The 26113-nt window shown below is 33.8% G+C and carries 22 protein-coding genes and 1 riboswitch; of the genes, 5 read left to right on the top strand and 17 right to left on the bottom strand.

The window, feature by feature from the left end:
* Window positions 1–7: 7 nt before the first annotated feature.
* The 7 genes from FP435_RS05325 to lysA are packed head-to-tail and all read right to left on the bottom strand — an operon-like array spanning window position 8 to window position 7151.
* Entirely contained in the window at window positions 8–1066 is a 1059-nt protein-coding gene (locus FP435_RS05325) for an aspartate-semialdehyde dehydrogenase (RefSeq protein WP_265483126.1), read from the bottom strand.
* Window positions 1059–2252, bottom strand: a complete 1194-nt coding sequence (locus FP435_RS05330; protein ID WP_265483127.1) for an aminotransferase class I/II-fold pyridoxal phosphate-dependent enzyme — start codon at window positions 2250–2252, stop codon at window positions 1059–1061. The genes FP435_RS05325 and FP435_RS05330 overlap by 8 nt, the downstream gene beginning before the upstream one ends.
* A gap of 13 nt (window positions 2253–2265) precedes the next feature.
* Entirely contained in the window at window positions 2266–3033 is a 768-nt protein-coding gene (dapB, locus tag FP435_RS05335) for a 4-hydroxy-tetrahydrodipicolinate reductase (RefSeq protein ID WP_265483129.1), read from the bottom strand.
* Window positions 3026–3961 (bottom strand): 4-hydroxy-tetrahydrodipicolinate synthase, encoded by a 936-nt coding sequence (gene dapA / locus FP435_RS05340; RefSeq protein WP_265483131.1) that lies wholly within the window; start codon window positions 3959–3961, stop codon window positions 3026–3028. The genes dapB and dapA overlap by 8 nt, the downstream gene beginning before the upstream one ends.
* A 2-nt stretch (window positions 3962–3963) precedes the next feature.
* Complete coding sequence (locus tag FP435_RS05345) at window positions 3964–5112, bottom strand: N-acetyldiaminopimelate deacetylase (RefSeq protein ID WP_265483132.1); 1149 nt, start codon at window positions 5110–5112, stop codon at window positions 3964–3966.
* Between the two features lie 2 nt (window positions 5113–5114).
* A complete protein-coding gene (dapD, locus tag FP435_RS05350; RefSeq protein WP_265483134.1) occupies window positions 5115–5825 on the bottom strand; it encodes a 2,3,4,5-tetrahydropyridine-2,6-dicarboxylate N-acetyltransferase in 711 nt (236 codons plus the stop codon).
* A 15-nt stretch (window positions 5826–5840) separates the two neighbouring features.
* Complete coding sequence (gene lysA, locus FP435_RS05355; RefSeq protein WP_265483135.1) at window positions 5841–7151, bottom strand: diaminopimelate decarboxylase; 1311 nt, start codon at window positions 7149–7151, stop codon at window positions 5841–5843.
* Window positions 7152–7254: 103 nt separating this feature from the next.
* Window positions 7255–7424, bottom strand: a riboswitch (Lysine riboswitch).
* A gap of 159 nt (window positions 7425–7583) precedes the next feature.
* Here lysA and FP435_RS05360 point away from each other — a divergent pair.
* Complete coding sequence (locus FP435_RS05360; protein ID WP_265483139.1) at window positions 7584–8939, top strand: aspartate kinase; 1356 nt, start codon at window positions 7584–7586, stop codon at window positions 8937–8939.
* An 11-nt stretch (window positions 8940–8950) separates the two neighbouring features.
* The gene (gene dapF / locus FP435_RS05365; RefSeq protein WP_265483140.1) at window positions 8951–9955 is read left to right on the top strand and encodes a diaminopimelate epimerase; all 1005 of its coding nucleotides are present in this window, start codon (window positions 8951–8953) and stop codon (window positions 9953–9955) included.
* Between the two features lie 37 nt (window positions 9956–9992).
* On the opposite strand, the gene FP435_RS05370 is transcribed toward dapF, so the two are convergent.
* A complete protein-coding gene (locus tag FP435_RS05370; RefSeq protein ID WP_265483142.1) occupies window positions 9993–10616 on the bottom strand; it encodes a TetR/AcrR family transcriptional regulator in 624 nt (207 codons plus the stop codon).
* Window positions 10617–10910: 294 nt separating this feature from the next.
* Here FP435_RS05370 and FP435_RS05375 point away from each other — a divergent pair, with 294 nt between their 5' ends.
* Window positions 10911–11573, top strand: coding sequence for a nitroreductase family protein (locus FP435_RS05375; protein ID WP_265483144.1), 663 nt, complete (start codon window positions 10911–10913; stop codon window positions 11571–11573).
* A gap of 63 nt (window positions 11574–11636) precedes the next feature.
* On the opposite strand, the gene FP435_RS05380 is transcribed toward FP435_RS05375, so the two are convergent.
* Both FP435_RS05380 and FP435_RS05385 read right to left on the bottom strand, forming a co-directional pair.
* A complete protein-coding gene (locus FP435_RS05380) occupies window positions 11637–12992 on the bottom strand; it encodes a C45 family autoproteolytic acyltransferase/hydolase (RefSeq protein WP_265483146.1) in 1356 nt (451 codons plus the stop codon).
* Between the two features lie 214 nt (window positions 12993–13206).
* Window positions 13207–15741 carry a M1 family metallopeptidase gene (locus FP435_RS05385; RefSeq protein ID WP_265483149.1) on the bottom strand — a complete coding sequence of 845 codons (2535 nt, stop codon included), beginning with the start codon at window positions 15739–15741 and terminating at the stop codon, window positions 13207–13209.
* Window positions 15742–15903: 162 nt separating this feature from the next.
* Between FP435_RS05385 and FP435_RS05390 the strand changes: the two genes are divergently transcribed.
* Window positions 15904–18288, top strand: a complete 2385-nt coding sequence (locus FP435_RS05390) for a Xaa-Pro dipeptidyl-peptidase (protein WP_265483150.1) — start codon at window positions 15904–15906, stop codon at window positions 18286–18288.
* A 186-nt stretch (window positions 18289–18474) separates the two neighbouring features.
* Here FP435_RS05390 and FP435_RS05395 read toward each other — a convergent pair whose 3' ends face one another.
* The 3 genes from FP435_RS05395 to FP435_RS05405 form a co-directional block, all read right to left on the bottom strand.
* Window positions 18475–20070 (bottom strand): hypothetical protein, encoded by a 1596-nt coding sequence (locus FP435_RS05395; protein ID WP_265483152.1) that lies wholly within the window; start codon window positions 20068–20070, stop codon window positions 18475–18477.
* A 110-nt stretch (window positions 20071–20180) separates the two neighbouring features.
* Window positions 20181–20396 carry a hypothetical protein gene (locus tag FP435_RS05400; protein ID WP_265483154.1) on the bottom strand — a complete coding sequence of 72 codons (216 nt, stop codon included), beginning with the start codon at window positions 20394–20396 and terminating at the stop codon, window positions 20181–20183.
* Between the two features lie 4 nt (window positions 20397–20400).
* A complete protein-coding gene (locus tag FP435_RS05405; protein WP_265483155.1) occupies window positions 20401–21420 on the bottom strand; it encodes a zinc-binding alcohol dehydrogenase family protein in 1020 nt (339 codons plus the stop codon).
* Between the two features lie 145 nt (window positions 21421–21565).
* Between FP435_RS05405 and FP435_RS05410 the strand changes: the two genes are divergently transcribed.
* The gene (locus FP435_RS05410; protein ID WP_265483156.1) at window positions 21566–21913 is read left to right on the top strand and encodes a winged helix-turn-helix transcriptional regulator; all 348 of its coding nucleotides are present in this window, start codon (window positions 21566–21568) and stop codon (window positions 21911–21913) included.
* Between the two features lie 53 nt (window positions 21914–21966).
* Here FP435_RS05410 and FP435_RS05415 read toward each other — a convergent pair whose 3' ends face one another.
* From FP435_RS05415 to FP435_RS05430, 4 genes are all read right to left on the bottom strand, one after another.
* Window positions 21967–23355, bottom strand: coding sequence for an IS3 family transposase (locus tag FP435_RS05415; protein ID WP_265482988.1), 1389 nt, complete (start codon window positions 23353–23355; stop codon window positions 21967–21969).
* 114 nt (window positions 23356–23469) lie between these two features.
* A complete protein-coding gene (locus tag FP435_RS05420) occupies window positions 23470–24753 on the bottom strand; it encodes a sensor histidine kinase (protein ID WP_265483157.1) in 1284 nt (427 codons plus the stop codon).
* Window positions 24754–24762: 9 nt separating this feature from the next.
* Window positions 24763–25428 (bottom strand): response regulator transcription factor, encoded by a 666-nt coding sequence (locus tag FP435_RS05425; RefSeq protein ID WP_265483159.1) that lies wholly within the window; start codon window positions 25426–25428, stop codon window positions 24763–24765.
* A gap of 1 nt (window position 25429) precedes the next feature.
* A complete protein-coding gene (locus FP435_RS05430) occupies window positions 25430–26047 on the bottom strand; it encodes a GTP pyrophosphokinase (protein ID WP_265483161.1) in 618 nt (205 codons plus the stop codon).
* Window positions 26048–26113 lie beyond the last annotated feature (66 nt).

The raw sequence follows: 26113 nt of genomic DNA on the forward strand, positions 1-26113 counted from the left end.
CTTTTCTCTAGATTAAATCTTCTTTTACTAAATATTCTGCATTTTCTACTGCATTCCAAGCTGCACCCTTTAATAAATTATCAGCTACAATCCATGCATTAAATGCGCCTTTATTTTCTTGATCTGGACGAATGCGACCTACAAAAGTTTCTCTTTTTCCAACAGCATCAATTGGTTGTGGGTACACTTGATTTTCTGGATCATCTTGCACAACTACTCCTGGGAAATCAGCCATCACTTTTCTGATATCTTCAGCTGTTGCGGTTTCATCTGCAACTGTAAAGTAGACGCTTTCTCCGTGAGAAATTGGGACTGGGACACGAACACAGGTAGCAGTCACCTTAATTTCAGGTGCATCCATCTCATTAAGCATAATCTTCTTAGTTTCATGAATCATTTTCCATTCTTCATGAGAATACCCATCTTCTTCAAAAACATCAATTTGTGGCAACAAATTAAATGCTAAAGGATAGTGTTTTTTATCTCCCTTAGTTGGCAAAATCTTTGCATCTTCTTGCATATTTTTTCCATCCAAATAATCTTGCGCTTCTTGATTTAATTCATTTAAAGCAGATTGCCCTGCTCCTGAAGCAGCTTGATAGGTAGAAACAATAATCTGCTTTAAGCCAAACTTTCTTCTAACTGGTTCTAATGCCATTACCATTTGAATCGTTGAACAATTTGGGTTAGCAATAATTCCATGATGATTCTTTAGCTGCTCGCCATTAACCTCTGGCACTACCAAAGGCACATCTGGATCCATTCTAAAGGCACTGGTATTATCAACACACACCGCTCCTCTTTTAACTGCCTCTGGTAAAAATTTCTTTGAGACACTTCCACCAGCTGAAGAGAGGACCAAATCTACTCCGTCAAATGACTCGGGTTTAGTTTCTTCTACTATATATTCTTTTCCTCTAAAAGGAAGCTTTGTCCCTGCAGAGCGAGAAGAAGCTAATAATTTTAATTCTTTTACTGGAATAGAAGATTGTTCTAATTGCTCAATCATTCTTCTTCCAACAGCACCAGTTGCTCCTAAAATTGCAACATTATATTCTCTAGTCATTATTATTTCCTTCTTCCACAAACTTCTTTATTCTTTTCAAAGCTTCATGCAAATTTTCATCTGAAGCTGCATAAGACAAACGAACATACCCTTCTCCACCTGGGCCAAAAGCATTGCCTGGAATTACACCAACTTTAGCTTTTTGAGCTAAATCTAAGGCAAATTGATACCCATCATTATGGTATTTTTCTGGAGCCTTTATAAAAATATAGAATGCTCCTTGAGGCTTAACTGCTTGCAGGCCTATTTCCTGCAATTCTCGGTAAACATAGTTGCGACGCTTTTCATATTTTTGACGAGCAGCTTCAATATCATCCAGTCCATTAGTCAAGGCTTCTAAAGCAGCTGCCTGGGAAGCATTAGATGCTGTAGCTACTAAAAAGCCATGAATTTTATTTAGTTGAGCCATTGCCTCTTTAGGAGCAGCCACAAATCCTAAACGATAACCAGTCATCGCATGAGACTTAGAAAGTCCTGAAACAAAAATTGTTCTTTCGGGAATTTCTTTAGCAATTGAATAATGGTCTATTCCATAAGTCAACCCACTATAAATTTCATCAGTGATCACAAATAAATCATGATCTTTAATTACTTTTGCTAGAGCCTTGATTTGTTCTTTAGTATATTCAACTCCACTAGGATTAGAAGGATAATTTAAAATTACTCCCTTTACCCGATCTCCCTCTTTTTTCAAAACTTCTTCGAGCTTTTGTGGTGTCAAAATAAAGTTATCCTTTGAAACATCTACTAAAACTGATTCAGCTCCGCCTAAAGAAACCATTGGCCAATAAAATGAAAAGATTGGTGTTGGAATAATAAACTTATCTCCTGGATTAGCTAAAGATAAGATTGATGCCGCTAAAGCTTCGCTTGCTCCTACAGTCACAGAGATTTCAGTATCTGGATCATAAGAAACACCAATTGTTTTTTCTAAAAAATTACTAATTGCTTGGCGCAGCTCTCTTTTTCCTGCTTGAGGTCCATAGTGTGAATCATTATTGGCAATACTGGCAATTGCAGCTTCTTTAACATGCTCAGGGGTGTCCATATCTGGTTCACCAAGTGTCAACTTAATTAATCCATCAATTGTAGAAATCTGATTATCAAATTCTCTGATTCCTGAGACCTGGATTTTTTCTGCATTTTCACTAAATTTGTTCTTTAAAGATTCTGGTAATGCTGGCATAATTTCCATCCCCTTATAAAATTTTTTCTAATCCAAATACTAATTTAGATAGTTCACCAACTTTTTCTAAGGCAACCTTTACTCCACTCATAAAAGAAGCACGATCAAATGAATCTTGACGAATAGTTAACGCTTCTCCAGGACCACCAAATAAAACTTCTTCATGAGCTATATATCCTGGTAACCGGACTGAATGAATTTTTATTCCTTTATAGTCTCCGCCCCGAACATTTGCTAATGTTTCAACCTCATCAGTATTTGTTTGATGCGGCAAACGAGTTTCATTAATTAACTTAGCAGTCGCAAGTGCCGTACCTGAAGGAGCATCTTTTTTATCAGCATGATGCATTTCAATAATTTCAACATCTGGGAAATACTTTGCAGCTTCTCGCGCAAACTTCATTAAAAGTACTGCTGATAAACCAAAATTAGGTGCAATTAAGCCACCTAAATGGTTGTCTAAAGCTAGTTTTTTTAGAGTCGTTACTTGCTCATCAGTTAAACCAGTTGTACCAACAATAGGTTTCATTTGATGATTTAGGGCATAGGAAACATTTTCAAATACAGAACTTGGCACTGTAAAATCAATCCAGATTTCTGCAATTCCTGCCGGAATTTCAGTTAACTTTGTAAAAACTTGTGCCGTCTCAGGTAAAAGTTCCTTCTGCACTGTCGGAGCTAAACCTGCACTAATTTCAAAATCAGGCAAAGAATTGATTAACTCAATTACTTTCTGCCCCATTGATCCCGTATAACCAGCAATTAATACTTTTTTACTCATTTAGACTTCCTCCCAAATCTAACGATAAATGATGAAGTAGAGCATCTTCAGCTAGACCTAAATGCCGAGCTAAATTTCTTTTTTCTTCATTATTTAAACTAACTATTGGCAAGCGACAATCACCCATTTGAAATCCTTGCGCACTTAAGACGGCTTTAGTTGGACTAGGAGATGGATACATAAAAAGTGCTTGCATCTTTGGCGTTAAAAAGCGCTGAATATTCGCTGCGTGTTGGTATTCATCGGCATATAATACATCATACATTTTTCTCATTAATTGCGGATAGACATGCGAAGCAACTGAAATTACCCCATTAGCGCCTAATACTCTCGCACTTAAAGCTTGCGTATCTTCTCCTGTAAAGATGGCAAAATTTGCTGGGGTATGGTCGACTAATTCTTCCAGTTCTTCTAAAGAAGCACACTGTTTAATTCCGACAATATTTTCTAAAGCTGATAATTCAATAATTGTTTCTACTTCCATTTTTACCCCAGTGCGGCCAGGGATGTTATACATAACAATTGGTAAATTAACGTTTTCGCTTACTGTTTTAAAATGGGCCTTCATCCCTCGCTGATTAGGCTTATTGTAAGGTGGCACGACTACCAAGGCATAATCAATCCCCGGCAATTTACTTACTTCATTAGTAAAAGCAATTGTTTCAGCAGTATTATTACTCCCAGTTCCTGCGATTACTGGAACTCTTCCAGCTACAATTTCACCAAACCTTTGATAAAGCTCTAATTTTTCTGCATGAGTTAAAGTTGGTGTTTCGCCAGTTGTTCCCCCAATTACAAAGCCATTCGAACCTTGGTTAATTAAATAATTAGTTAATTTTTCTAGACTTTGATAATCAATTTCTCCTGAGTCCTTAAAAGGAGTCACAATTGCAGTTAATAAATCTGCATCCCTTAAACTTGTTGTCATCCTTATTCCATCCTCTCTTTTAAAAATCCAACTACTGCTCTAACACCCTTTAAAATACTTTTTTCTTGAGGATTAAAAGTTGCTGAATGAAGCTCTGAATCATCTTCAACACCTAACCAAAACATCGTTCCTGGAATTTTATTTAGCAAAAAGCCAAAATCTTCTCCAGTCATTGCTGGTTTTGTTTCAATAAATTCAACTTCAGGATTCTTTTTCATATAAGTAATAAATTGCTGCGTTAATTCAGGGTTATTTTCAACTGGCCAATATCCTCCCTGATTAAATTTAAGATCAATTTTTACTCCAAAACTTAATTCAATTCCTTTGCAAATTTCTTTAATTCGCTGACGAATTTTAACAATCATCGCTTGAGTCAATCCGCGAATTGTGCCATAAATCTTTGCTTGGCCAGCAATTACATTCCTAATAGTTCCCGCTTCTACTTTTCCGAAGGTCACCACACCACTTTTTATCGGATCAATACTACGTGAGATTATAGTTTGCACCTGCATAATCAAACTTGCAGCAGTTACTACAGCATCATTGGCATCTTGGGGAAAAGCTGCATGACCACTTTTACCCTTAATCTTAATATCCACTTCAGTCGTTCCTGCAAAAAGTGTCCCCATTCGGCAACCAATCGCTCCTGCTGGTAAATTAGGATTATCATGTAAGCCATAAAATTCATCAACTTGAAAATTATTTGTAAAAATTCCTGCTTCGTAAGCTCTCTTAGCTCCACTTTCACTTTCTTCAGCAGGTTGGAAAAAGAAGATCAAATTATCTTGTGGTTGATTTTCACTAAAATAACTTAAGATCCCTAAAGCTACTGTCATATGAATATCATGCCCACATGCATGCATAACATTGGGAGTTTTAGAAGAATAAGGTAAATTTGTCTGTTCAGTCACAGGTAAAGCATCCATATCAGCGCGATAGCCAATATTTTTGCGAGGAGCTTTTCCTTTTACTTTTACTAAAATAGCAGTTGGCAAACTCTCAGGAACCATTATTTCGAGGTATTCTTGGTTTAATTTTCTAATTTCTTCTATTAATAAAGCCTGAGTTTTGAATTCTTTTAAAGCTAATTCTGGAATTTGATGTAATTTTCTTCTAATACTAATTAGTTCATTTTCAGTTAAGATACTCATCCTTATAGCTTCCTTAAATCTTCTTCTAATCCTGTTTTACTGGATGTCTGATCATCAACTTTTTTAATGAAACGTGCTGGTACTCCGGCAACTACTGTATAAGGTTCCACATCTTTGGTAACAATTGCACCCGCAGCTACTACCGCTCCCTTTCCAATGTGTACTCCTTCAATTACTACCGCATTTGCTCCAATTAAAACATCATCTTCCACTACAACTGGTTTGGCACTAGCTGGTTCAATTACTCCTGCCAAAACTGCTCCAGCCCCAATATGAGAATTTTTACCGACAATTGCTCGTCCTCCAAGGACTGCTCCCATATCAATCATACTGCCTTCACCAATTTCTGCACCTATATTAATAATGGCTCCCATCATAATAACTGCATTTTTGCCAATTACTACTTGATCACGAATTAAAGCACCTGGTTCAATTCGAGCATCAATTTCTTTTAAATTAAGTAAAGGAACAGCGGAATTACGAGCAACATTTTCTATATGATAATCAGTAATTAAATCTTGGTTATCTTTTAAAAATTTTTTTACTACTTCCCATTCTCCAAAAATTGTTCCGCTATGACTTTCAGTGAAATTTTGAATATCCTTTGGAAATTCTACTTTATCTAAATTTCCTTTTAAATAAACTTTAATAGGTGTCTTCTTTGGTGCGTTACCAATAAAATTAATGATTTCTTCTGCATTTAGTTCTGCCATAAGTCAATTCCTCCACTAATTTATATATGATTCATCTAAGTGAACTAAGTCGGCTAAGCTTTCTCTTTTTACTACTAATTTATCCTGACCATTTTCTACAAAGACTACTGCTGGTCGAGGATTACGATTATAATTTGAAGCCATCGAGTATCCATAAGCTCCTGTATTTAACATAGCTAAGATATCCCCTGCTTTTACATCCGGTAATGGTTGGTTACTTGCTAAAAGATCACCTGATTCACAATATTTACCCGCAATTCTAACTTCTTGGGTAACTTCTTTAAAAGGATTATTTGCTAATACTGTATCATAATCTGCTTGATATAAAGCTGGACGAATATTATCTCCCATCCCTCCATCAACAGTAATATAAGGTTGATAACCAGAAACTTTTTTACTGCTACCAACTGTATAAAGATTGATTGCAGCTGGTCCAACAATTGAACGACCAGGTTCAATATTAATTTCTGGCATCTTCAAATCAGCCTTTTCAGTTTCTTGTTTAATAGTTTGAACAATTACTTTTACAAATTCTTCTGGTGCCAAGGGATGATCATTTTCTACATATCTAATTCCAAATCCCCCACCTACATTCAAAATCTGCGTTTCATAATGGTATTTTTCGTACCATTGCTTTGCGACCTCTACTAACTTACGGGCAGCCATTTTAAATCCTTCTACTTCAAAGATTTGGGAACCAATATGAGCATGAATGCCTAGCATATTCATTCGAGGATTATTTAATACTTTTACTAGAGCTTCTTCGGCTTGGCCTGATTTTAAATCAAAACCAAATTTACTGTCTTCTTGACCTGTTTGGTCATATTCATGAGTATGAGCAGAAATTCCTGGCGTGATTCTTAACATTACATCTATTTTGCTATTCTTTTCTGCCAAAATATCACTTAAAAGTTCAATTTCATGAAAATTATCAATTATGATTTTCCCAACGCCATGCTCTACTGCCATCTCAAGTTCAAAACGGGATTTATTGTTCCCATGAAAACTAAGTTTCTCCATTGGAAATCCTGCTTGGTAGGCTGTATAAAGTTCTCCAGCTGAAACTACATCCGCATAAGCGCCTTCTTGATCAACCACTTCATAAATTGCTTTTGCCGCAAAGGCTTTACTAGCATAGCTAACTGCATAGTTTACTTTTTCTTGATCAAATACTTTCTTAAAAGCACGGATTTGGTTACGAATCTTACTTACATCATAAACAACCAATGGTGTGCCATACTTGTGTGCTAAGGCGAGTGTGTCTACACCACCAATCATTAAATGATTTTCTGCATTGACATCATTTTTGTTAACTTGTAAATTCATTTTAATTCTCCTATCATCTTTGCGGTAGAAGCGCTTGGAAAAACAAAAATCCTTTGCTTGCAGAGGGTGCAAACAAAGGATTAACTAAAAATCATTAATCAAATTGATCGACAGCGCTCCGCGAATCTTTCGCGACAGTTCGCAGCTTCTTCAACTACGACCCAGCAGATAAGTTGGCTTTTATCTGCTTCGGCAACTTCCCCTTTCCTAGTTAGTCAAAACTTCTGCCCAGCTCATAACTAGTACTCTTGTCAGTTGCACCTCTTCGATTTACTTAGATTCTATACTTTTATTAATTAACAATCAAGTAGTTTACCACTTTTTTTAATTATTCTTGCAGATATATTAATCTATGTTAAAATTCAGTTAATTTAAAAGTTTAATTTTAACATAATTAATTCATCTATCCATTTATGAAAGAAGGAAATGCAAATGAAAGTAATTAAGTTTGGAGGAAGCTCTTTAGCAAGTGGCTCTAAGATTGATCAAGCTTTAAATATTATTAAAAGTGATCCTCAAAGACAAGTAATCGTTGTCTCAGCTCCTGGCAAAAGATCAAGTGATGATATCAAAGTAACTGATTTATTAATTAAATATGCTAATTTAACTTTAAGAAAAGATGATCTAACTGAAATTCAAAGAAAGATATTTTCCCGTTATCAGGAAATAGCTCACTACTTTAATTTAGCTGATGCAGACCTAACAGAAATCAAGCAATATTTACTTTCACTACCAACCAAAGTCTACCCAAATGAAGAATATTTAATGGCAAACTTTAAAGCGCACGGTGAAAGATTAAATGCGATGCTAATTGCCAAAATATTACAAAAAAATGGTCTTAAAGCACGCTTCCTTGATCCAAAAGAAGCTGGTTTAATTGTAACTGGCGAACCCAATGATGCTTTAGTTAGCCCGGAAACTTATACTAATTTAGAAAAAATTCATTTAACTCCTAATGAATATATTGTTTTTCCCGGATTTTTTGGAATTACCCCCTCTGGAAATATTGCTACTTTTTCTCGTGGCGGTTCAGATATTACTGGGGCTATTTTAGCTAGAGGCTTTAATGCAGATCTTTATGAAAACTTTACTGATGTTAACGGAATTTTCTCTGCTAATCCTAATCTAATTCCTCACCCACAATCTATTAAAAAAATGACTTATCGTGAATTACGAGAACTTTCTTATGCTGGCTTCTCCGTATTTCATGATGAAGCTTTAATTCCAGCAATTGAGGGCGGAATTAAAATCAATGTTAAAAATACTAATGAGCCTGATAATCCAGGAACCATGATCGTACCTGAAAAAGATTTTAAGCCAGAGCAAACAATTACTGGTGTTGTGAGTCAAAAACATTTCTCTGCTCTTTATTTACATAAGTATTTACTTAATAAAGAAGCTGGTTTTACCTTACGGATTTTACAAATTCTTTCAAAACATAATATTTCTTATGAACATATGCCTTCTGGAATTGATGATATTACGATTGTCTTTAATCGAAATTTTTTAAACGATCAACTTATTGACCAACTATGTAATGAAATTCAAGCAACTGTCAATCCTGATCATTTAGAATGGATTGATGATTATGCAATTTTAATGGTTGTTGGAGAAGGAATGAAGCATCAACCTCAAATTAGTGCTCAAATTCTTCATAATCTTGCCAAAAAGCATATTTATCCACGCATGATTAATAAAGGTTCTTCCCAAATTTCTTTAATGATTGGTACCAAAAAAGAAGATGCTGAAGAAGCAGTCCAAACTATCTACCACAATTTTTTTAATTAAGGAGCGGAAAAATGGTTGAATTAATAAAAGTACATGGATCCCAAAATCAATTTTTCATATTAGATCAAGAAACTTTAAGCCAAAAGTTAAATGACAAGGAGTTAAAAGAACTTGCTCTTGCTTTAACCAATCACAAAACTGGCTTACTTCATGGTAGCGATGGTTTATTAGTCGTAGATAAAGCTAGTTCTGATGCCCTAGCACAAATGCGTGTAATTAACGCTGATGGAAGTGAAGCGTCAATGTGTGGAAATGGTCTGCGGACAGTAGCACGTTATTTACATGAAAAAACTGGTCAAACTGAATTTAAAGTTCAAACAATGAAAGCTGACCTAAACGTAAGGAAATTTGAGGATTTTGCTCATAACGTCCCAGCTTTTGCAGTTGAAATTTCACCAGTTAGTTTTAACGCTGCCAGCTTACCGTTTAAAAATTTAGGTAGAGAACGCCTTATCAATGATTTTGTTCCTGAAATTTATCCTGGACTTAAATTTACTAGTCTAGCTGTGCCAAATCCTCATTTGATTAGTTTTATGAGTCAAGAGCAGATTGAAAGTAACATTTTAGGCGGAGTAGGAAGCTACCTCAATGGTGATAACCCCTATTATCCAGATGGAGTAAATGTTAATTTTGCTCAAATAATTGATAAAAATAAAATTTTTGTACGGACTTTCGAGCGCGGCGTTGGTTTTACTAATGCCTGCGGTACAGGGATGTCTGCCACCTCCCTCGCCCTAGCTTTGACTCATCCTGAAGCTGGAGAATTAGAGCAGACAATTACTGTCTACAACCCTGGTGGTTTCGTGAAAACTATTCCACACTATGATGCACTACACCACCGCTATTGGATTGAATTAATTGGTAATGCCACTTTTACAGATAAGATTAATATTAGTGAAGAAGATTTAAAAAATCATAACTTTACTCATGCTGCAATTACTTCTACCAATGAACAAGATGCATATCTGAACTTTGTTAACAATCTCCCTCACTTCAACAATGTAACTTCACTATAATAAAAAATGGATATACCTTGATTTAGGTACATCCATTTTACTTTTGCATAACCAATTGTACTGGTGACATTAATTGTACTTGTCCTAAAATAGTTCTTACTTGTTTAGGAGACATAATGTCATAGTTTTTGAGCCAAAAGATTATTGTATCAACAATTCCTCCAATATAAATTTTAAGCATTAACTCTGTAGGAATTTCACCGAACTTTTTTCTTTTCTGGTATTCTTCTGGAAAAAGATACTTAAAGCGTACAATAAATTCTGTTTCGGAAATATTTCTAATGAGTTCTAAAAAATGAAGATCCCCATTATCTGATAGTAACACTTTTGCTTCATCTTTCCATTTACTACAATACTCAATAGTATAGCGAAAACTATCTTCAGCTAACTTACTAATTTCTTCAGGAGAAGGAATTTCCTGTAAATTCCTTAAAATTTCTCGATCTTTTTCCAAAGCTTCTTGTAAGCCATTGACTAAATAAATCTCCGTTTTAGCTAAAACATCATTTTTATCAGAAAAATGCTGATAAAATGTACGTGAACTTACTTGTGCTTTTTCTATAATATCCTTATTTTTTAAAGTATTAAACGGCTTTTCTTTAATACATTCAATGAGTGCATGCTGAATACGTAACTGTGTATTATAATAGCGTATATCCACGTGCTCTCCCCCCCCCTCTTTAAATAACATTCATTTTAATTCAAGTAACAAAAATACAAAAATTAAATAACATCTAAAATAGAGTATACCATAAAAAGTAAACAAATTGTTTACTTTTTTTATATTCTTTTTAAAAATTATTGAATAACTTTAAAAAGGGCTGTAATTCTTTTTATCTAAAATAATTAATTTATACTAGTAATTAGAAAATAAGATAAAATAATATAACGTCATTATTCAAAAAACTTGAAAAAGTGTTATTTTTTTAATAACTAAAGATTGGATGAATCAACAATGGAATTCAAAAAGATTTTAAAGGATCAACAAGAAATTAAACAATTTAGTAAACGTTCTGTCCCTACTAAAAAACTTAAAAAAATTATTTCACAGGCCCAACAAGCTCCTTCTCTTCTTAATTCACAACCATGGCGTGTTTACATCTCAATGCCCACCCTTACTAATAAAATTAGAGCAGCTTATTATCGCTCATTTACTAAAAACAAGCCAATTCACTCTGAATTAGAAAACTTCATTCCTAACGGGAAATGGGATATACGCGAAGCTAAAAATATGCTTAACTATAGTGATTCAGTTCAGTTTTTAAAGGAAGGAAAGTTCTCTGACTATACTGCTGCTGAAGCAGAACTTTACCAAGCTCAAATTTTAGCTGTAATTACTATTCCAAAGGTTTCACCTGCCTGGTCACTTTACGATTTAGGTTCATTTTCACAATGCTTACATTTAGCAGCTAAAAATGAAGGAGTGGATTCGCTCAATCTTTATAGTGCTACTCACTATCCAGAAATCGTTCATAAGTATCTTAAAATTCCTGACTCTGAAGCAGTCGGAATGGTAATCGCTCTAGGCCACCGTGCTAAAGAAAAAAATTCAACTTTAAATTCTTTACCTACCTTACGTTTACCATTTGACAGTGTAGGAAAATTTATTACAGAATAACAAAATAAAGAGATAATTCATATCAGCATATGAATTATCTCTTTGTTTTGTGGAATTTATTATTTAGTTAAACAAAGTCCAAGGTTGACTTGGTCTACTGTAAAGGTATCCTTGTTGCCATTTCCATTCTGGGTGTTGCTTAATAAATTCATCAGCATCAAATGGTTCACCATCAGCACGACCAAAGATTCCCCACATATTTAAGTTATCGATATCATTAGCATCAGCACATTTACCATCGCAAGAACCTGCTGGGTAAAATGGAACATTCCAAACTGCATGTGGATCGTCAGCATAATATTGTGGATCAACATCATAGTGAGCACAAATATTTCTTGAGGAAGGATTTTGGTAGCCAAGGTATGGATCATACTTATCAGCTAAAATTTTCTTTGCCATAGCAGTATCAATTTTACCACTCACTTCTGGTAATAATTGTTCAAATCGTGTTCTACGAGCACCTGTTTGCTGGCGAGTATCATTGTAACCATTGTCTACACACTCTAAATTACGAATTCTTGGGTTGTGACAGGCATTACAGCCATAGAAGTAACCATCTTTTGTTCGTAATAATTCTTGATACTTTAAGCCTTGTTCATAACGAGCAATTTCATTATTTTTAGTATCTGCTAATAACCAAATATTTGCATATCCACCATTATTACCCTTATTAGCAATCTCAATCCATTCATCAATGTTATCAGCATATTGCGTTGCTTTACGGGCACGGACATATTCTGGAATTCCATTAACATCATATCCTACAAATCCAGCAATTGTAGTTTCAGTAATTCCTAAGCCGGCATCAGTTACATAAAAATCAGTCATTGAGTCAATATAACCTGGAACAGTTTGCATCTTAAAAGAGTGACCCTTTTCTGGTTTCACTAATTCACAAACATTAAAGTATTGACCACTCCAAAAATCATCAAAACTTTCATGGGCAATGACTGGTTTTCCATCTGTAGTAGCAGATCCCGTAGCTACAAAACCTGAACAGTGGGAAGATCTTGGGCCTTTTGGAGGATTATTAGAATAGTTAGCAGCAACTTGTGGCCACCAATAGCCTGTTAACTCCATCCAAGCATTCCAACCAATAATGTCATCTAAACTAGTTTCATATCCACCAGCTGTAAAGCCATCAGCCATCCCTTGCATTTCTTCTAAGTATTCTTCAGGAATCTTATCCTTATGTAATTTCACAGCTTCTTTAACAAAGAAAGAGTAATCCATTCCATAAAATTCAAGTGTCATGCGGTCATACACTCTGATTGCATCTTTATACTCATCAGTTAATAAATAGCCATGTTGGAATCCTATTTCATAAGGTTTTCCTTGGACAGTAATATAGTGCCAACCATTTTCGTCTTTTCGACTAGCCTTAGCAACAATTGCTTTTTGGTCTTTTGTTAAGGACATAATGTTAATACCTCCATTATCTATAAACGTGAAATTAAATTGTTAAATAGATATTTAGATAATAACTTGCAAGATAAATATTTATAATCTACTTACCTTTAAAGATAGTGGCATTTACTTTAAAAAGCAAATAAAAGGCTCTAAAAGCTTATTCAGCTGACTTTTTAGCTAAATAAATAGCATTGACTTTAACCATCAATGCTATTTTATTAACTTAATCGACAATTTTATTTAAGGCAGCCACCACAGCATCCTTTTCTTTTTCAACCAAGTTAACCTTAGTTTCAATTACACGAATATCCATTTCAATTTCTCTAGTTAAACCTGGAGTATTCAATTTTGGTTCAAAGAATTCCTTAAATTGTGCTAAATATTCTGGAGTATGGAAAACATTAGCTGTAACTGTTACAAAAGTAGCAAATTCCATATCTCCCCCAACAGTTTTTTCGAGCCAATCCCAACTATAACGCATCCAATTCCAGGCTTGTCTTTGACCATAAGGATTTGCCAAAACTCCACGATACCAAGCACGTAAATCTTGTGGTTTTACAACATCTGCTTCTTTAAAGACATCAACAATGGCGTCGATAATATCTGGCTGTGCAGTATCAGTAATTGCCTTAGTTAAATCATTTTTAAAACTAGGATCACTTGTAGTTTCATATTCATGCATTAATTTATCATGCAAACTCATACTACCAAAGTTGTGGACTTCATTATCTAAAACTAAAGCACGGATATCTGCATTAATTGCATCTAATTGATCCTCATTTTCATTATAAATTCTATGCAAGGTAGCAATTGTAGTATCATTTTTACCATATAAAGAAGCTGCAATTACATATGGACGTGTCAATGTATCATCAATTGACTCATCTTCTCTTGGTAAAAAGCCTAAACGCTTAACTTGATCCTCAGATAGCATATTATAAAATTCACGTAATTTCTTATCTTCTGGAGAATTTGGTTCAACAAAATTACGTAAGTAAGCTAAGAGACGATATAAAGCATCATTAACAATTGAAGAAGTTGAGTTAGCAAATTTAGGTAATAGTGGAATAATTTCTGCCCAGGACATTTGTCCTGCTTCTGCTAATAAGCGAAAATCTTGTAGCAATTGCAATTTATCAGTAGCAGTCAAATCTTCAACACTAGCTAAAATATCTTGTAGTAATTCTGCATCATATTTAACGATAAAGTCAGAATTATTACCAACATTTAGTCTAAATGCCTTACCTGCTGCTTGACGTAAAGCTTCATAATTGCCAAGATTTACTTCAGCATCTTTCATAATTTGCGGAGCTGCTTGATAATTAGATTCTAGCGGAATTTGCCAAGTTCTTCCTACTTCTTTTCCTTCTCCAATGAAAAATTGCTTTTGTGATAAAACCAAATCACCATTTTCAACTTTAACATTGACAACAGGATATCCTGGTTGTTCAAGCCAAGAATGCATGATTTCTCCAATATCTAATCCAGAAGCTTCGCCTAATGCCTTCCACAAGTCATCCCCAGTAGCATTGCCAAACTTATGAGCAGCAAAATACTTCTTCAGACCTGCTCTTAAAGCATCATCACCTAATAAGGCTCTTACCATTACTAACATTCTAGAACCTTTAGCATAGACAATTGCTCCATCAAACAAAGCATCAATTTCTGCAGGATCATTAACCATTACATGTACAGATTGGACCCCATCAGTTGCATCCCTTTGTAATGCAAGAGGTACTTCACTTGTTTGGAACATTTCCCAAATCTTCCAATCTGGTTCTAAAGCATTAATTGCTACATATTCCATCATGTTTGCAAAACTTTCGTTTAGCCATAAGTTATCCCACCATTGCATTGTTACCAAATCACCAAACCATTGGTGAGCTAATTCATGGGCAATTACTGTGGCAATCAATTGCTTTTGATCTAAGGCAGTATTGTCAGGATCTACTAAAAGATAAGCTTCACGATAAGTTACACAACCCCAATTTTCCATTGCTCCTGCTGAAAAGTCAGGAAGTGCTACTTGATAAGAATGTTCTAGTGGATATGGAGTTTCATAATAGTCTTCATAAAATTCAATAGAACGTTTTGCAATATCTAAAGCAAAGTCTAATTCTTTTGGTTGATGAGCTTTTGTAGCAAAAACACCGATTTCAACTCCAGAATTAGTCTTCGTCAATTTACTTTGCATTTCTCCAAAAACAAAGGCTACTAAGTAAGTTGACATCCGTAAAGTTTCTTTAAAGTAGTGCACTCCATCAACCACTTTTTCTTCTGGTTGATTAGAAATTATAGTTTCACCTGGTTTTTCATCAAACTTAATTGCCAAACTAAAAGTTGCCTTAGCAGCTGGTTCATCGACACAAGGAAAAGCTTGGCGAGCAAAAGTTGTTTCAAATTGGGTACCAATTAATTGCTTTTTAACTCCATCAACTTCATAGTAAGAAGGATAAATTCCCATCATTGTATCTGTTAGCGGACCTGCAAATTCAACTTCAACTGTTATATTGCCAGTTTTACCGGCATTGATATTAATAACTTGTTCGTCATTATCAACCTTGAAGTCTACTTCTTGTCCATCAACACTAACTTTTGTGATTTCCAAGAATTTTTGATTTAGTTTAATTTTATCTTCTACAGCTTCTCCACTAACTGTAACTTTACCAGAAAAAACTTTTTCTTGCCGATTAATATCTAAATAAACGTCATAGTGTTCTGGCTTAAATAATTCGTATAAGCGTTGGACTTGTGCCATAAAATTATCCTCTCTATATTATATTCTTAATTAATTATTATAACCTTTTTAATCTATCATTGCTACTTTACAAGTTAGTTTTAATCATTGGGCAAAATTTTATCTCTTTTCCTCAAATAACTAGTACAATAAAGTTATAATTATTTAATTTCGGAGGCTTTTATGAAGTACAATCAATATGCTTATCTTAAAACTGACTACCAAACTAAAATTAATGAATTACTTAACATCAAGTTTTTAAAGGTGGATTGGGAAAAAGAGAGTTTTGCTAGTTTATTAAAAAATCTCTTTGAAAATTGTTTTGCACAAGCAACAACTTCTCAAGCCAAAGAAGCTAAATTAAACGAATATGCAGTAAGTGAAACCGAAACTTTAGCCGATTTTATTTCTAAAAATCCTACCAACATCTCCCGTAAGGAATTCTATAATGTTGCCCTACAATTATTAAATTATCATGTTGGTTATGACTTTTCTCTAACTGATCCTTTAGATCGTATGAAACGTAATGCTCTTCCTTTTACAGAGAAGGAAATAATTGACAAAGATGAATTAATCAACGTTTTCTATCGACTACTAAATACTCGCGCAAAAAATGGACAAACTTTAATTGATAACTTAGCCGGTAAAGGCTACTTTACCCAATTTTATCCTGTTACTAAATTCATGTACTTTAATGGAAAAGCTTTGCCAGTTTTTGACACCAGTAAAGTTATTCGAGAAGTAGTTTACGTAGAAAGTGATTTAGACACTGACGAAGATGGAAAAAGTGATCTTCTTCAAGTTACAATCTTTCGTCCAATCGAAAGCAATACTTTCAAAATTCCTGCACTCTATACAGCTGATCCCTACTTTGGCGGAATCATTGACAATGCTAACCGGAATCATAATGTAGATGTGAATCTAGAGGATGCCACTACTAGTGATTATCCAAACTATGAAGCCCTTCCTAAAGTTAAAGCATCTTTACCAGGTAATGAAAATCATGCAAGTAGTGAACTTGCTGTTCACAAAGGCGCTTATAGTCTTAACGAATACTTACTAGCTCGTGGATTTGCTAATGTTTATGCTGGTGCCATTGGTACTCGTGGTAGTGATGGTTTGCGAATTACAGGTGCTCCTGAAGAAACAATTGCTGCTAAAGAAATTATTGAATGGCTACATGGTGATCGAATTGCTTATACTGACCGCAATCGCACTCACCAAACTAAAGCTTCTTGGTGTAATGGTAATATTGGAATGACTGGACGTTCTTATTTAGGCACACTTCAAATTGCCGTGGCTACTACTGGAGTTGCTGGACTTAAAACTGTTGTTTCAGAAGCAGCTATTTCTTCTTGGTATGACTACTATCGAGAACATGGTTTGGTAGTTGCGCCAGAAGCTTGCCAAGGGGAAGATCTCGATATGCTGGCCGAAACTTGCCAATCTAATTTATGGGATGCTGGTAACTATTTAAAAATAAAGCCTAAATTTGACGAAATGCAGAAAAAGCTCCTTAAAAAAGCTGATCGAGAAACCGGTCAATATTCAGATTTCTGGGAAGTGCGAAATTATCGCCACCACTTAAATAATGTTAAATGCTCTTGGATTTCTGTCCATGGACTTAACGATTGGAATGTAAAGCCTAAAAATGTTTACAAACTTTGGCAAAAAATTGCTAAGCTTCCTATTGCCCACAAACTTTTCCTCCACCAAGGTCCTCACTATAACATGAATAATTTATTATCCATCGACTTTTCTGAAATGATGAATTTATGGTTTTGTCATGAATTACTTAAAGTTAATAATAACGCTTATAAGCAATGGGAAACAGTGATGATTCAAGATAATCTCCAACCTGATATCTGGCATGAAGAGCCAAAATGGAATAATTCATTAGGGACTCAAGAACTTTACTACCCTAACGCTGAAGGAGAATTATTAAAGATTAGTAGTGCAGATGACGAAAAAGTCTCATTTACTGATGTAGGAGGAAAAGTATTTAAAGAAGCCAAAATCTCTGAAAAAGATTGGGAATATGAATTTATTTCTGGCAAAGAACGGTGGGCAGACCAACAACTTCGTTTTATTACCGAAGAGTTTATCAACCCAATTACTGTTGTCGGTCGTCCCAAAATTAAAATAAGAGTTAGTTCCTCACTACCTAAAGGCCAAATTTCGGTTGCTTTAGTTGAATTAGGAAAACGCAAGCGCCTAACACGAGTTCCAAAGCTCTTTAATGACCAAATTCAAGAGTTAGGTTATCGCTTTGGCACTGATATACTAAGAGAATATGTTCCTGATAAATTTACTGAAGCTAAACTAATCACCAAAGGTCATATGAATATCCAAAACTACGCAGATATGAAGAAGGCGCAAAAAGTGATTCCTGAAAAATTCTACGATCTTGAATTTTTCTTACAACCTACCTTTTATCGCGTTCCAGTTGGATCTTGCCTAGGTTTAATCATCTACTCTACTGACCAAGCTATGACTAAGCGTCCTCTTGAAGAAGAAACCTACACTATTGACTTAACTAATACTGTTTTCTCATATAGTCAAATGTAGAGATTGAAAAAGCATAATTCGAAAATACCCCATATTGTAGCTATAAGTCTAACAACTATGGGGTATTTTTTGACTAACCTAAAATAGTTTTTCTCTAATGAGTATCTAAATTTAATAAAATAATCTATTAAAACTATTGTTTATAAAATACAATTAAGACAATCAATAATACTTAACCGTAAATTATTACTTAGAAATAAGTTCTTTTAAGACGGTATTAAGTGCAGTATAGTCATGACAATTAACATATCTTTTAAGCCGACTAATATAATATTCTTTTTCCTTCTTATTCATATTTGAAAATACTATGGCATCATTTTTATTCGAAATAATTCGCTGTGCCCAAGCTACTAGGGGGTGTACATAATCACAAGGTAATTCTACTATTTCTTGAAGTACTTTTAAAATATAACTTACGCTTTCTTCATCCCTGATTAATAACGCTTTATAGAGTTTCTTTCTTTGCTCTTCTACCCATTCTGGCAATGACTTTTCAAAATACATACGATCGAGTCTGCTAAGAAGAATGGCTCCTCTCCCAATAATACTTCTAGCAGCAGATTGATTAATTGTAAGAATTTTTTTAATATTTTCTTCTTTAAATGGACCATGGTATCCATTTTTAGAATCCATAAATCGTAAAATTTGCGCTCCCCCTAGACCAATTCCATCTGTTCCTGTTTGAACAATCTCCATTAGATGTTTAAATCTAAAACCTGCTGAAAAGTAAGTTAATAGACCTACTTCATGAGATTTGTGCACTAACTCCAAAGCTCTTTTATATCCAAGTTGTTCCATTATCGGATCACTCGGGTACCAATTTGCTGTCCCATCAAATGTAACTTTATCAAAATTACCCGCTTTAGTAATCTCAATACCTAACTTAGCGATCTCCATTCGATCAGTAATTCTTCTCGGTTTTCCATTATTTTTTCTAAGTGTTTCATTTCGATCATCTATAAGCGGGTAATTAATACAAAAAGCAGCTGCAAGTACTTGAAGATTTTCATCACGAACCACATTTGCAGAGACAGCACGCATAAACTTTATTGCTTGAGTAACTGTCATTTTTTCAATAGCTACCTTGCACTCTGAAAGACCATTCATAAAAATTGCAGAACATACCGCAATCGTTGTATGAACAGATTTGATAAATGAATTATCAAATCTATCTTCAAACATCGGTCTCCCCACATATGATGATACAGAGGTATCTCTGCCGACGCTCATTTTGACCTTACCAATTGTAGCTAAATCGGGGAGTCTATAAGGCTCTACTAGCTCTCGATTATTTTCTTTTCCACGTTCAAGATATTCAATATGAACATTAGTACCATTTATATATTCCATCTTACGAATAGTTCCTGTCAAATGACCTAATCCTGGATCTGTAATTGAAGCCTGAGTTTGGATTTTTCTAAATCCACTATTACCCCAAGGTACAATTGGTGCCTCACTATATCCACGAATATTAATCATTTCAAAGGCAATTTGGCGAGTTAGATATTCTTGTAATGTTGAGTTTCTATTCTCGTGTCTAATTTTCATATCTAATAGACTTGCTACATTAATAAACTTCGGAATATCTAACTTATCATAATCCGAAATAGAATGATTATTTTGCTGGAGTCTTTTCAAATCAATAACCAATAAAAGCCCATTCTCTTTATTAATAAAATTAGCATAACCCAACTTATTAGGTGATAAAAAAGGAACCACATTATTAATATTGTCTAATAAATCCAAATAGCTCCATACTATTTTTTGAGTATCTTCAACCATATCCAATGCTTCTAAAAATTTTATTATGTCAGATATCACCTTAGAAGTAGATTCATCCTTATACAGTTCTTGTATATGATTAAATTGTTTAATTAAACGTTTTTCAAAATTTAAAAACATTTTACTAAATACAGGAATATAAGAAGTATCTTAAAAAAAGTCTGATCTGTAAATTTTTTATTCTTTACAATTTGACTAGTAAGTCTATAATCTAATTCAAGAAAGCTATCTAAAATAGCCTTTTTAATTAACCCCGCTTGAAGAGGAATATAACCAGATGAAACATCTTCTACATAACGACGATAATACCTATTATTTTCACTCATAAATTTAATTCTCCCATTTCCACAGAACAACTTTTCCAATCATATGCCCATTCTCTACTAAGGCATGTGCTGTCCTAAGATTAGCTGCATTTAATGGTGATAGCACTTGTGTTAATGTGCATTTCAGCTTTCTTTCATCAATCATATTAGATATTTTATTTAAAATTTTATGTTGAGTGTCCATATCTGCTGTATGGTAGTATGATTTGGTATACATCCATTCCCAAGAAAATGTTGCCTTTTTTGTAGTTAAAAGTCGTAAATTAACTGGACGCTTATTCTCTGTTGTTGAAACAATTGCTCCTTCCGGCTTAATTAATTCACACATTTCTTTCCAATGATTATCTAAATCATTTAGTTCCAAGATATAATCTACATATTTATAGCCAAGTTTTCTAACCTCATCCACTAAATTTTTTCGATGATTTACTACATATGTTGCTCCATGTTCTTTAACCCAGTTAATACTTTCATTTCGTGAAGCAGTTGCAATAACAGTTAAACCTACATTAGCAGCTAATTGAGTAGCAACCGAGCCAACACCACCTGCGCCATTAATAATAAGAATAGTTTTGCCATTATATTTTTGTTCATCAGACAATGCTAATTGTTCAAATAAAGCTTCATATGCTGTTAATGAAGTCAACGGCATAGCTGCCGCCTCACTATCATTCAACGATTTTGGTGCATAACCAACAATTCGTTCATCAACTAATTGATATTCACTATTGCTTCCTGCACGTTTAAAAGATCCAGCATAAAATGCCCTGTCACCTGGCTTGAATAAGGATACTTTACTACCAGTTTTTTTAACAATTCCACAAGCATCCCATCCAATAACTCGTGGGGTCTTTAATTTACCTAGTCCATTACGTCGCACTCCAACATCAACAGGATTCACCGACACAGCGGCAACTTTTACCAATAAATCATGATCTTTGGGTACTGGTATTTTTTCCTCAAACTCAAACAAACTTTTAGGATTGGCAATATCTAAATGTTCTTTAAAACCAATTGCTTTCATAATTAACTCCTCTTTTCTATTTCTTTACACATAGTAAACAAATTACCAAAGGCAAACAAGAAGGGAATTTAATTTTTCTATGTAACAATTATTTCCCCCTAGGTGTAAAATAAAAACAACAATATCATGAAAGAGAAGAATTACAATGCAAAGACATATTTTTAATTGTAGTAACGGTTGTCCCATCGAAAGTACCCTACAGATAATTTCCGGTAAGTGGAAAAGTGTAATTTTATATCATCTTATAAAGAATGGAACATGTAGATTTAGTGAATTACAAAAAAAGATACCGGATTGTTCAAGAAGAATGCTATCACTTCAATTAAATGATTTAGAGAAAGATAAAATTATTGAAAAAAAGATATATCCAGTAATACCTCCTAAAACAGAATATAAACTAACAAATTTTGGCAAAACTCTCAATCCAATTATTCTCGAAATGGAAAAATGGGGAAATATGTATAATTCTATCCATTTAAACGAAGGAAATTAAATACACGATTCCTGCAAAATGATATGAACCCTAAAATTAGGACATATTATTAATTAGCTTTGATTCATAATCGCATTCCGATATTCAATCGGTGTGCGATTTTTTAGTACAGTTTTAATTCGTTTAGTATTGTAATATTCAATATATTCTTTGATGGCTTCTTCTAACTCATCTAAATTACTAAAATTATTTTCGAATCCATAAAACATTTCTCTTTTAAGTATGCCAAAGAAACCCTCCATCATGCCATCATCTAAAGAATTACCTTTACGTGACATACTTTGGGTTATGCCATGATTTTTAAGCCATGATTGAAAGAGAGGATGTTGATATTGCCAGCCTTGATCAGTATGAAATACTAAACCATTAAGGGCCGGATACTTTTTATAGGCCAGCTTTAACATATCCATTACTTGCTTTAAAACAGGATGACGACTTAGAGTATAAGAGACAATCTCTTGTGTGCAACCGTCCATAATTGGGGATAGATAAAGCTTTTCACCATTCAAATGAAATTCCGTCACATCTGAATACCACTTTTTATTTGGAATTACAGACTTGAAATTACGTTTAATCAAGTTACTTTTGATCTTACCTACAGTTCCACGATAGCTTGAATATTTATGCTTACGTCTAATGGCAATGCCATATAAGTGCATTTTAGTCATTAGACGTTTTACTTTCTTATGATTGATTTTAAGTCCTTCACGTTGAAGTTGTGCAGTAATTCTTCTATAACCGTAGCGATGTTTGTGCTCTTCATATACTTCTTTGATCCTTTCCATGATATTTTGGTTTTTCCTATCTTTATCATCATGTCCTTGAACATAGTAATAATTACTCCTAGATAGGTGAGGAAGGTCAGGTTTAGAATTGATCACTTTAAGCACAAAACTCACAGTCACATGAAGTTCTTGCCTTAGCTGTGTGACTGCAGAAACTATTTCTTGTGCTTTTGGTTTCTGATTCTTTGTGCCACTAAGGCATCTAATTTTTTTATAAATTCGTTCTCGACAGTAAGCTCTAAATTCTTTTGTTTGAGGTCCTTGATTTGCTTTTGAAGTTCTTGAATCTGTTTGTCTTTGTTCTGCATTAGATCTTCTACCTTTCTTATGATTAATGACATTATACCCATTTTCTTTGTATTTGCGAACCCAATTGTAAAGCATGGCCCTACTACGTAAACCAAGATCTAATGATATTTGGGACATAGTTTCGTCTCCTGAAAGAACCCTTCTAATTGCCTTTTCTTTAAATTCTATTGAATAAAAAGTATAGGGCTTATCTAGGATTTCTAATCCATATTTATCGATTAATTTAAATAAGTATCTAAGACTATCAGAGGTAATTCCATATTCTTTTCCTAATTGAAGAGAAGATTTACCGTAATATTTCCAATTATTATAAATATCAATTTTATCTTGTTTAGACAGTTTAGTCATAATAAAAAACCTCGAAATTCTTGTCCGAATTTCGGGGTTCATATCAAAATACAGAAATCGTGTATTTAATTAACTAATCTTTTAGTTTTCTTTTCATGGTTCTTCAAGCATAAACTATGCTTTTTTATTTACCAACTTCAATAAAACAGTGAAAGTAATTTGACTATTTTTGTAAGAAACGTTTATTTTTCCACCAAAACTTTCTACCATTTCTTTTGCCATTGCTAAACCAATACCAAAACCTGACTTTTTAGAATTATGAGACTTATCTTCTCGATAAAATCGTTCAAAAAATGATTTATAATCTAAACCAGCTCCTGCAGCATAGGTATTTGAAATAGACAAAATAGCTTGTTTCCCTATTCGTCCCCGGCGTAAATTAATTGATATTTTGCCATCGAGATCACAGTATTTGCACGCATTATCTAGTAAAATGTTTACTAATTCATTTAATGAATGTTTTTCTCCCCAAACATTTAAATCTGTAGCAATCTGTGCATTGTAATGAAGACCCTTTTGCTCCATAAGGGACTTAAAGCTTTGGGTAACTTCTTTAACAATTTGAGAAAAATTCACTTTACTTACTACAACTTCTTTAGTTTCTCCTGTTCGTGCCATAGCAATTAAATTATTAATTAATTGGGTTAGCCGCTGAGTTTGTTGTTTGGTACTTTCAACCCACTCAGAGTCTTCTCCTAGCATTTCCTGCATTTCAGTATTAGCAGAGATAATCGCTAACGGCGTCTTTAATTCATGCCCTGCATTAGTAATAAATTCTTTTTGTTTTTTATAGGTACGAATAATTGGACCAATTGCCTTTTTTGAAATTAAAATTAAAACTGTTGCAAAGATAATCAAAGCTACAACACTTAATACACCGGCAATTTTCACTAAAATCCAAAAACGATTAAAGATCAATGATTCATTTAAAAAAATAATCATTCGATTTCCTAATTCATTTTTAGTAATTCTAAAGGCATAAATATTTTTGCCAATTTTAACCCGATTCGCTATATTCTTTTTACTAATAATTTTTTGGGCTACCTGTTTAATTTGTTTTTTAGAAATACCATCAACATTCTCATCATTCATAATTTGAACAGTATTTTGTGGAGTTACGCCTACCGTGAAATAACGATATTGATAAACTGCCTCTGGATTATAAGTGCCTGCCCCAAAATTACGATTAATTACATCATTTTGATTGCCAAAAACGGGTTGAGCATTTTGCGGGGTTAAGTGACCATGATTTTTGTCAAGAGCCGTTAAAACTCGATTGACTTCACCACTACTTTGATGATAACTAAAAAATAGTAGTGTTCCCATGGTAAAAAATAAAACTATTGCTAAAGAAGTAATTGAGAGATAAATAAATTTCCACCTAAATTTTTGAATCATTTACTTTACCTACCCTTCAATTTTAAAACTACCATCCTTTTCTCCTAAGATTTTAATTTCACTTTGAATTGAACGCAATTTTTGTCGCAAGTAAGAGATATAAATCCAAACGATTTCACTGGTAACGTCATCTTCATTTTTCCAAACTTGATTAAAAATTTCCTGAGTAGAAATTTCTTTTCCTTGGTTTAATAATAAATAATTCATTACTTGTGTTTCTTTGCTATTTAAGCGAATTGAATTTTCGCTAATCAATTCTTGTTCTGGAACATTTAAACACAAATCTCCAATTTTAATTTCATCAGGAGTATAAGTATCATCACGCCGTTTCTTTGACCGTAAACGTGCAAGTAGTTCCTTTAAAGAAAATGGCTTAGTTAGATAATCATCAGCTCCTGTATCAAGCCCTAAAACACGATCATCAATTTCTGACTTAGCCGTTAACATTAAGATATAACTTTTATTACCACTTTCACGAATCTTTTTTAAGGCAGTAATTCCATCCATTACTGGCATCATGATATCTAAAATAATAATATCGTAGCTATTTTTACTTACCTTTTCAACGGCTTCTTTACCATTTTCAACAGCTGTTACTTCATGACCCTCATGTTGCATAGCTGCTACTAAAACATGAGATAATTGCTCTTCATCTTCTGCAATCAAAATCTTCAAGTTAATCATCCTCTCTGATTAATTGTCTAATTGTCTGCATACTTACATCACAAGAAGCTAATTCATCAGCTACTCTTTTTAATTCTTGTCCAATCATCTCTGGATTATTAATTGTATGCTTATACTTCATTTCATGTTCCAAACTAGCCCAAGTATCCATTGCAATTGTTCTTAGTTGCACCTCAATAAAGTATTGACCTGGATCATTACCATCAATATCAGCTACTGGATAAGTGACTTCTAAAATCAAGTGATATGAACGATAGCCATTTGGTTTAGCATGTGTAATGTAGTCTTTTTGTTTTACAATTGCTACATTATTTAAATGTTCAATTATATCAATCCAAGTATAAATATCATCAATAAAATTGCATACAATTCTAACACCAATACTGTCTTTATTTTCCTTTAAAGCGGAGCGAACATTTAATGGTAAATTCTTTCTTTGACATTTTTCAATCATACTTTTAGGAGTTTTCACTCTTCCAATTAAGTGTTCGTATAAACGATCTCCCGTTTCTGTTTGATAGTCATCCTTAATTTCTTCTAATTTATCTAAAGTCTCAGCTAAAATTTCAGCTAATACTGGCTGGTAATCTCCATAAATATTTTCTTGCATTATGTCACCTTCTAGTTGTATTAATAATACCAACTAAAAAAATCCCCTTCAATCTTGAAGAGAATT

The organism is Lactobacillus sp. PV037 (assembly GCF_014522345.1).
Taxonomy (GTDB): Bacteria; Bacillota; Bacilli; order Lactobacillales; family Lactobacillaceae; genus Lactobacillus.

What these genes read in the sequence shown, in the direction of transcription:
- FP435_RS05420 (WP_265483157.1), bottom strand. Translation starts at nt 24,753, where the DNA reads ATGATTCAAAAATTTAGGTGGAAATTTATTTATCTCTCAATTACTTCT.
- FP435_RS05360 (WP_265483139.1), top strand. Translation starts at nt 7,584, where the DNA reads ATGAAAGTAATTAAGTTTGGAGGAAGCTCTTTAGCAAGTGGCTCTAAG.
- FP435_RS05380 (WP_265483146.1), bottom strand. Translation starts at nt 12,992, where the DNA reads ATGTCCTTAACAAAAGACCAAAAAGCAATTGTTGCTAAGGCTAGTCGA.
- FP435_RS05375 (WP_265483144.1), top strand. Translation starts at nt 10,911, where the DNA reads ATGGAATTCAAAAAGATTTTAAAGGATCAACAAGAAATTAAACAATTT.
- lysA (WP_265483135.1), bottom strand. Translation starts at nt 7,151, where the DNA reads ATGAATTTACAAGTTAACAAAAATGATGTCAATGCAGAAAATCATTTA.
- dapF (WP_265483140.1), top strand. Translation starts at nt 8,951, where the DNA reads ATGGTTGAATTAATAAAAGTACATGGATCCCAAAATCAATTTTTCATA.
- FP435_RS05415 (WP_265482988.1), bottom strand. Translation starts at nt 23,355, where the DNA reads ATGACTAAACTGTCTAAACAAGATAAAATTGATATTTATAATAATTGG.
- FP435_RS05345 (WP_265483132.1), bottom strand. Translation starts at nt 5,112, where the DNA reads ATGAGTATCTTAACTGAAAATGAACTAATTAGTATTAGAAGAAAATTA.
- dapD (WP_265483134.1), bottom strand. Translation starts at nt 5,825, where the DNA reads ATGGCAGAACTAAATGCAGAAGAAATCATTAATTTTATTGGTAACGCA.
- FP435_RS05410 (WP_265483156.1), top strand. Translation starts at nt 21,566, where the DNA reads ATGCAAAGACATATTTTTAATTGTAGTAACGGTTGTCCCATCGAAAGT.
- dapA (WP_265483131.1), bottom strand. Translation starts at nt 3,961, where the DNA reads ATGACAACAAGTTTAAGGGATGCAGATTTATTAACTGCAATTGTGACT.
- FP435_RS05330 (WP_265483127.1), bottom strand. Translation starts at nt 2,252, where the DNA reads ATGCCAGCATTACCAGAATCTTTAAAGAACAAATTTAGTGAAAATGCA.
- FP435_RS05400 (WP_265483154.1), bottom strand. Translation starts at nt 20,396, where the DNA reads ATGAGTGAAAATAATAGGTATTATCGTCGTTATGTAGAAGATGTTTCA.
- FP435_RS05325 (WP_265483126.1), bottom strand. Translation starts at nt 1,066, where the DNA reads ATGACTAGAGAATATAATGTTGCAATTTTAGGAGCAACTGGTGCTGTT.
- FP435_RS05390 (WP_265483150.1), top strand. Translation starts at nt 15,904, where the DNA reads ATGAAGTACAATCAATATGCTTATCTTAAAACTGACTACCAAACTAAA.
- FP435_RS05405 (WP_265483155.1), bottom strand. Translation starts at nt 21,420, where the DNA reads ATGAAAGCAATTGGTTTTAAAGAACATTTAGATATTGCCAATCCTAAA.
- dapB (WP_265483129.1), bottom strand. Translation starts at nt 3,033, where the DNA reads ATGAGTAAAAAAGTATTAATTGCTGGTTATACGGGATCAATGGGGCAG.
- FP435_RS05385 (WP_265483149.1), bottom strand. Translation starts at nt 15,741, where the DNA reads ATGGCACAAGTCCAACGCTTATACGAATTATTTAAGCCAGAACACTAT.
- FP435_RS05430 (WP_265483161.1), bottom strand. Translation starts at nt 26,047, where the DNA reads ATGCAAGAAAATATTTATGGAGATTACCAGCCAGTATTAGCTGAAATT.
- FP435_RS05395 (WP_265483152.1), bottom strand. Translation starts at nt 20,070, where the DNA reads ATGGTTGAAGATACTCAAAAAATAGTATGGAGCTATTTGGATTTATTA.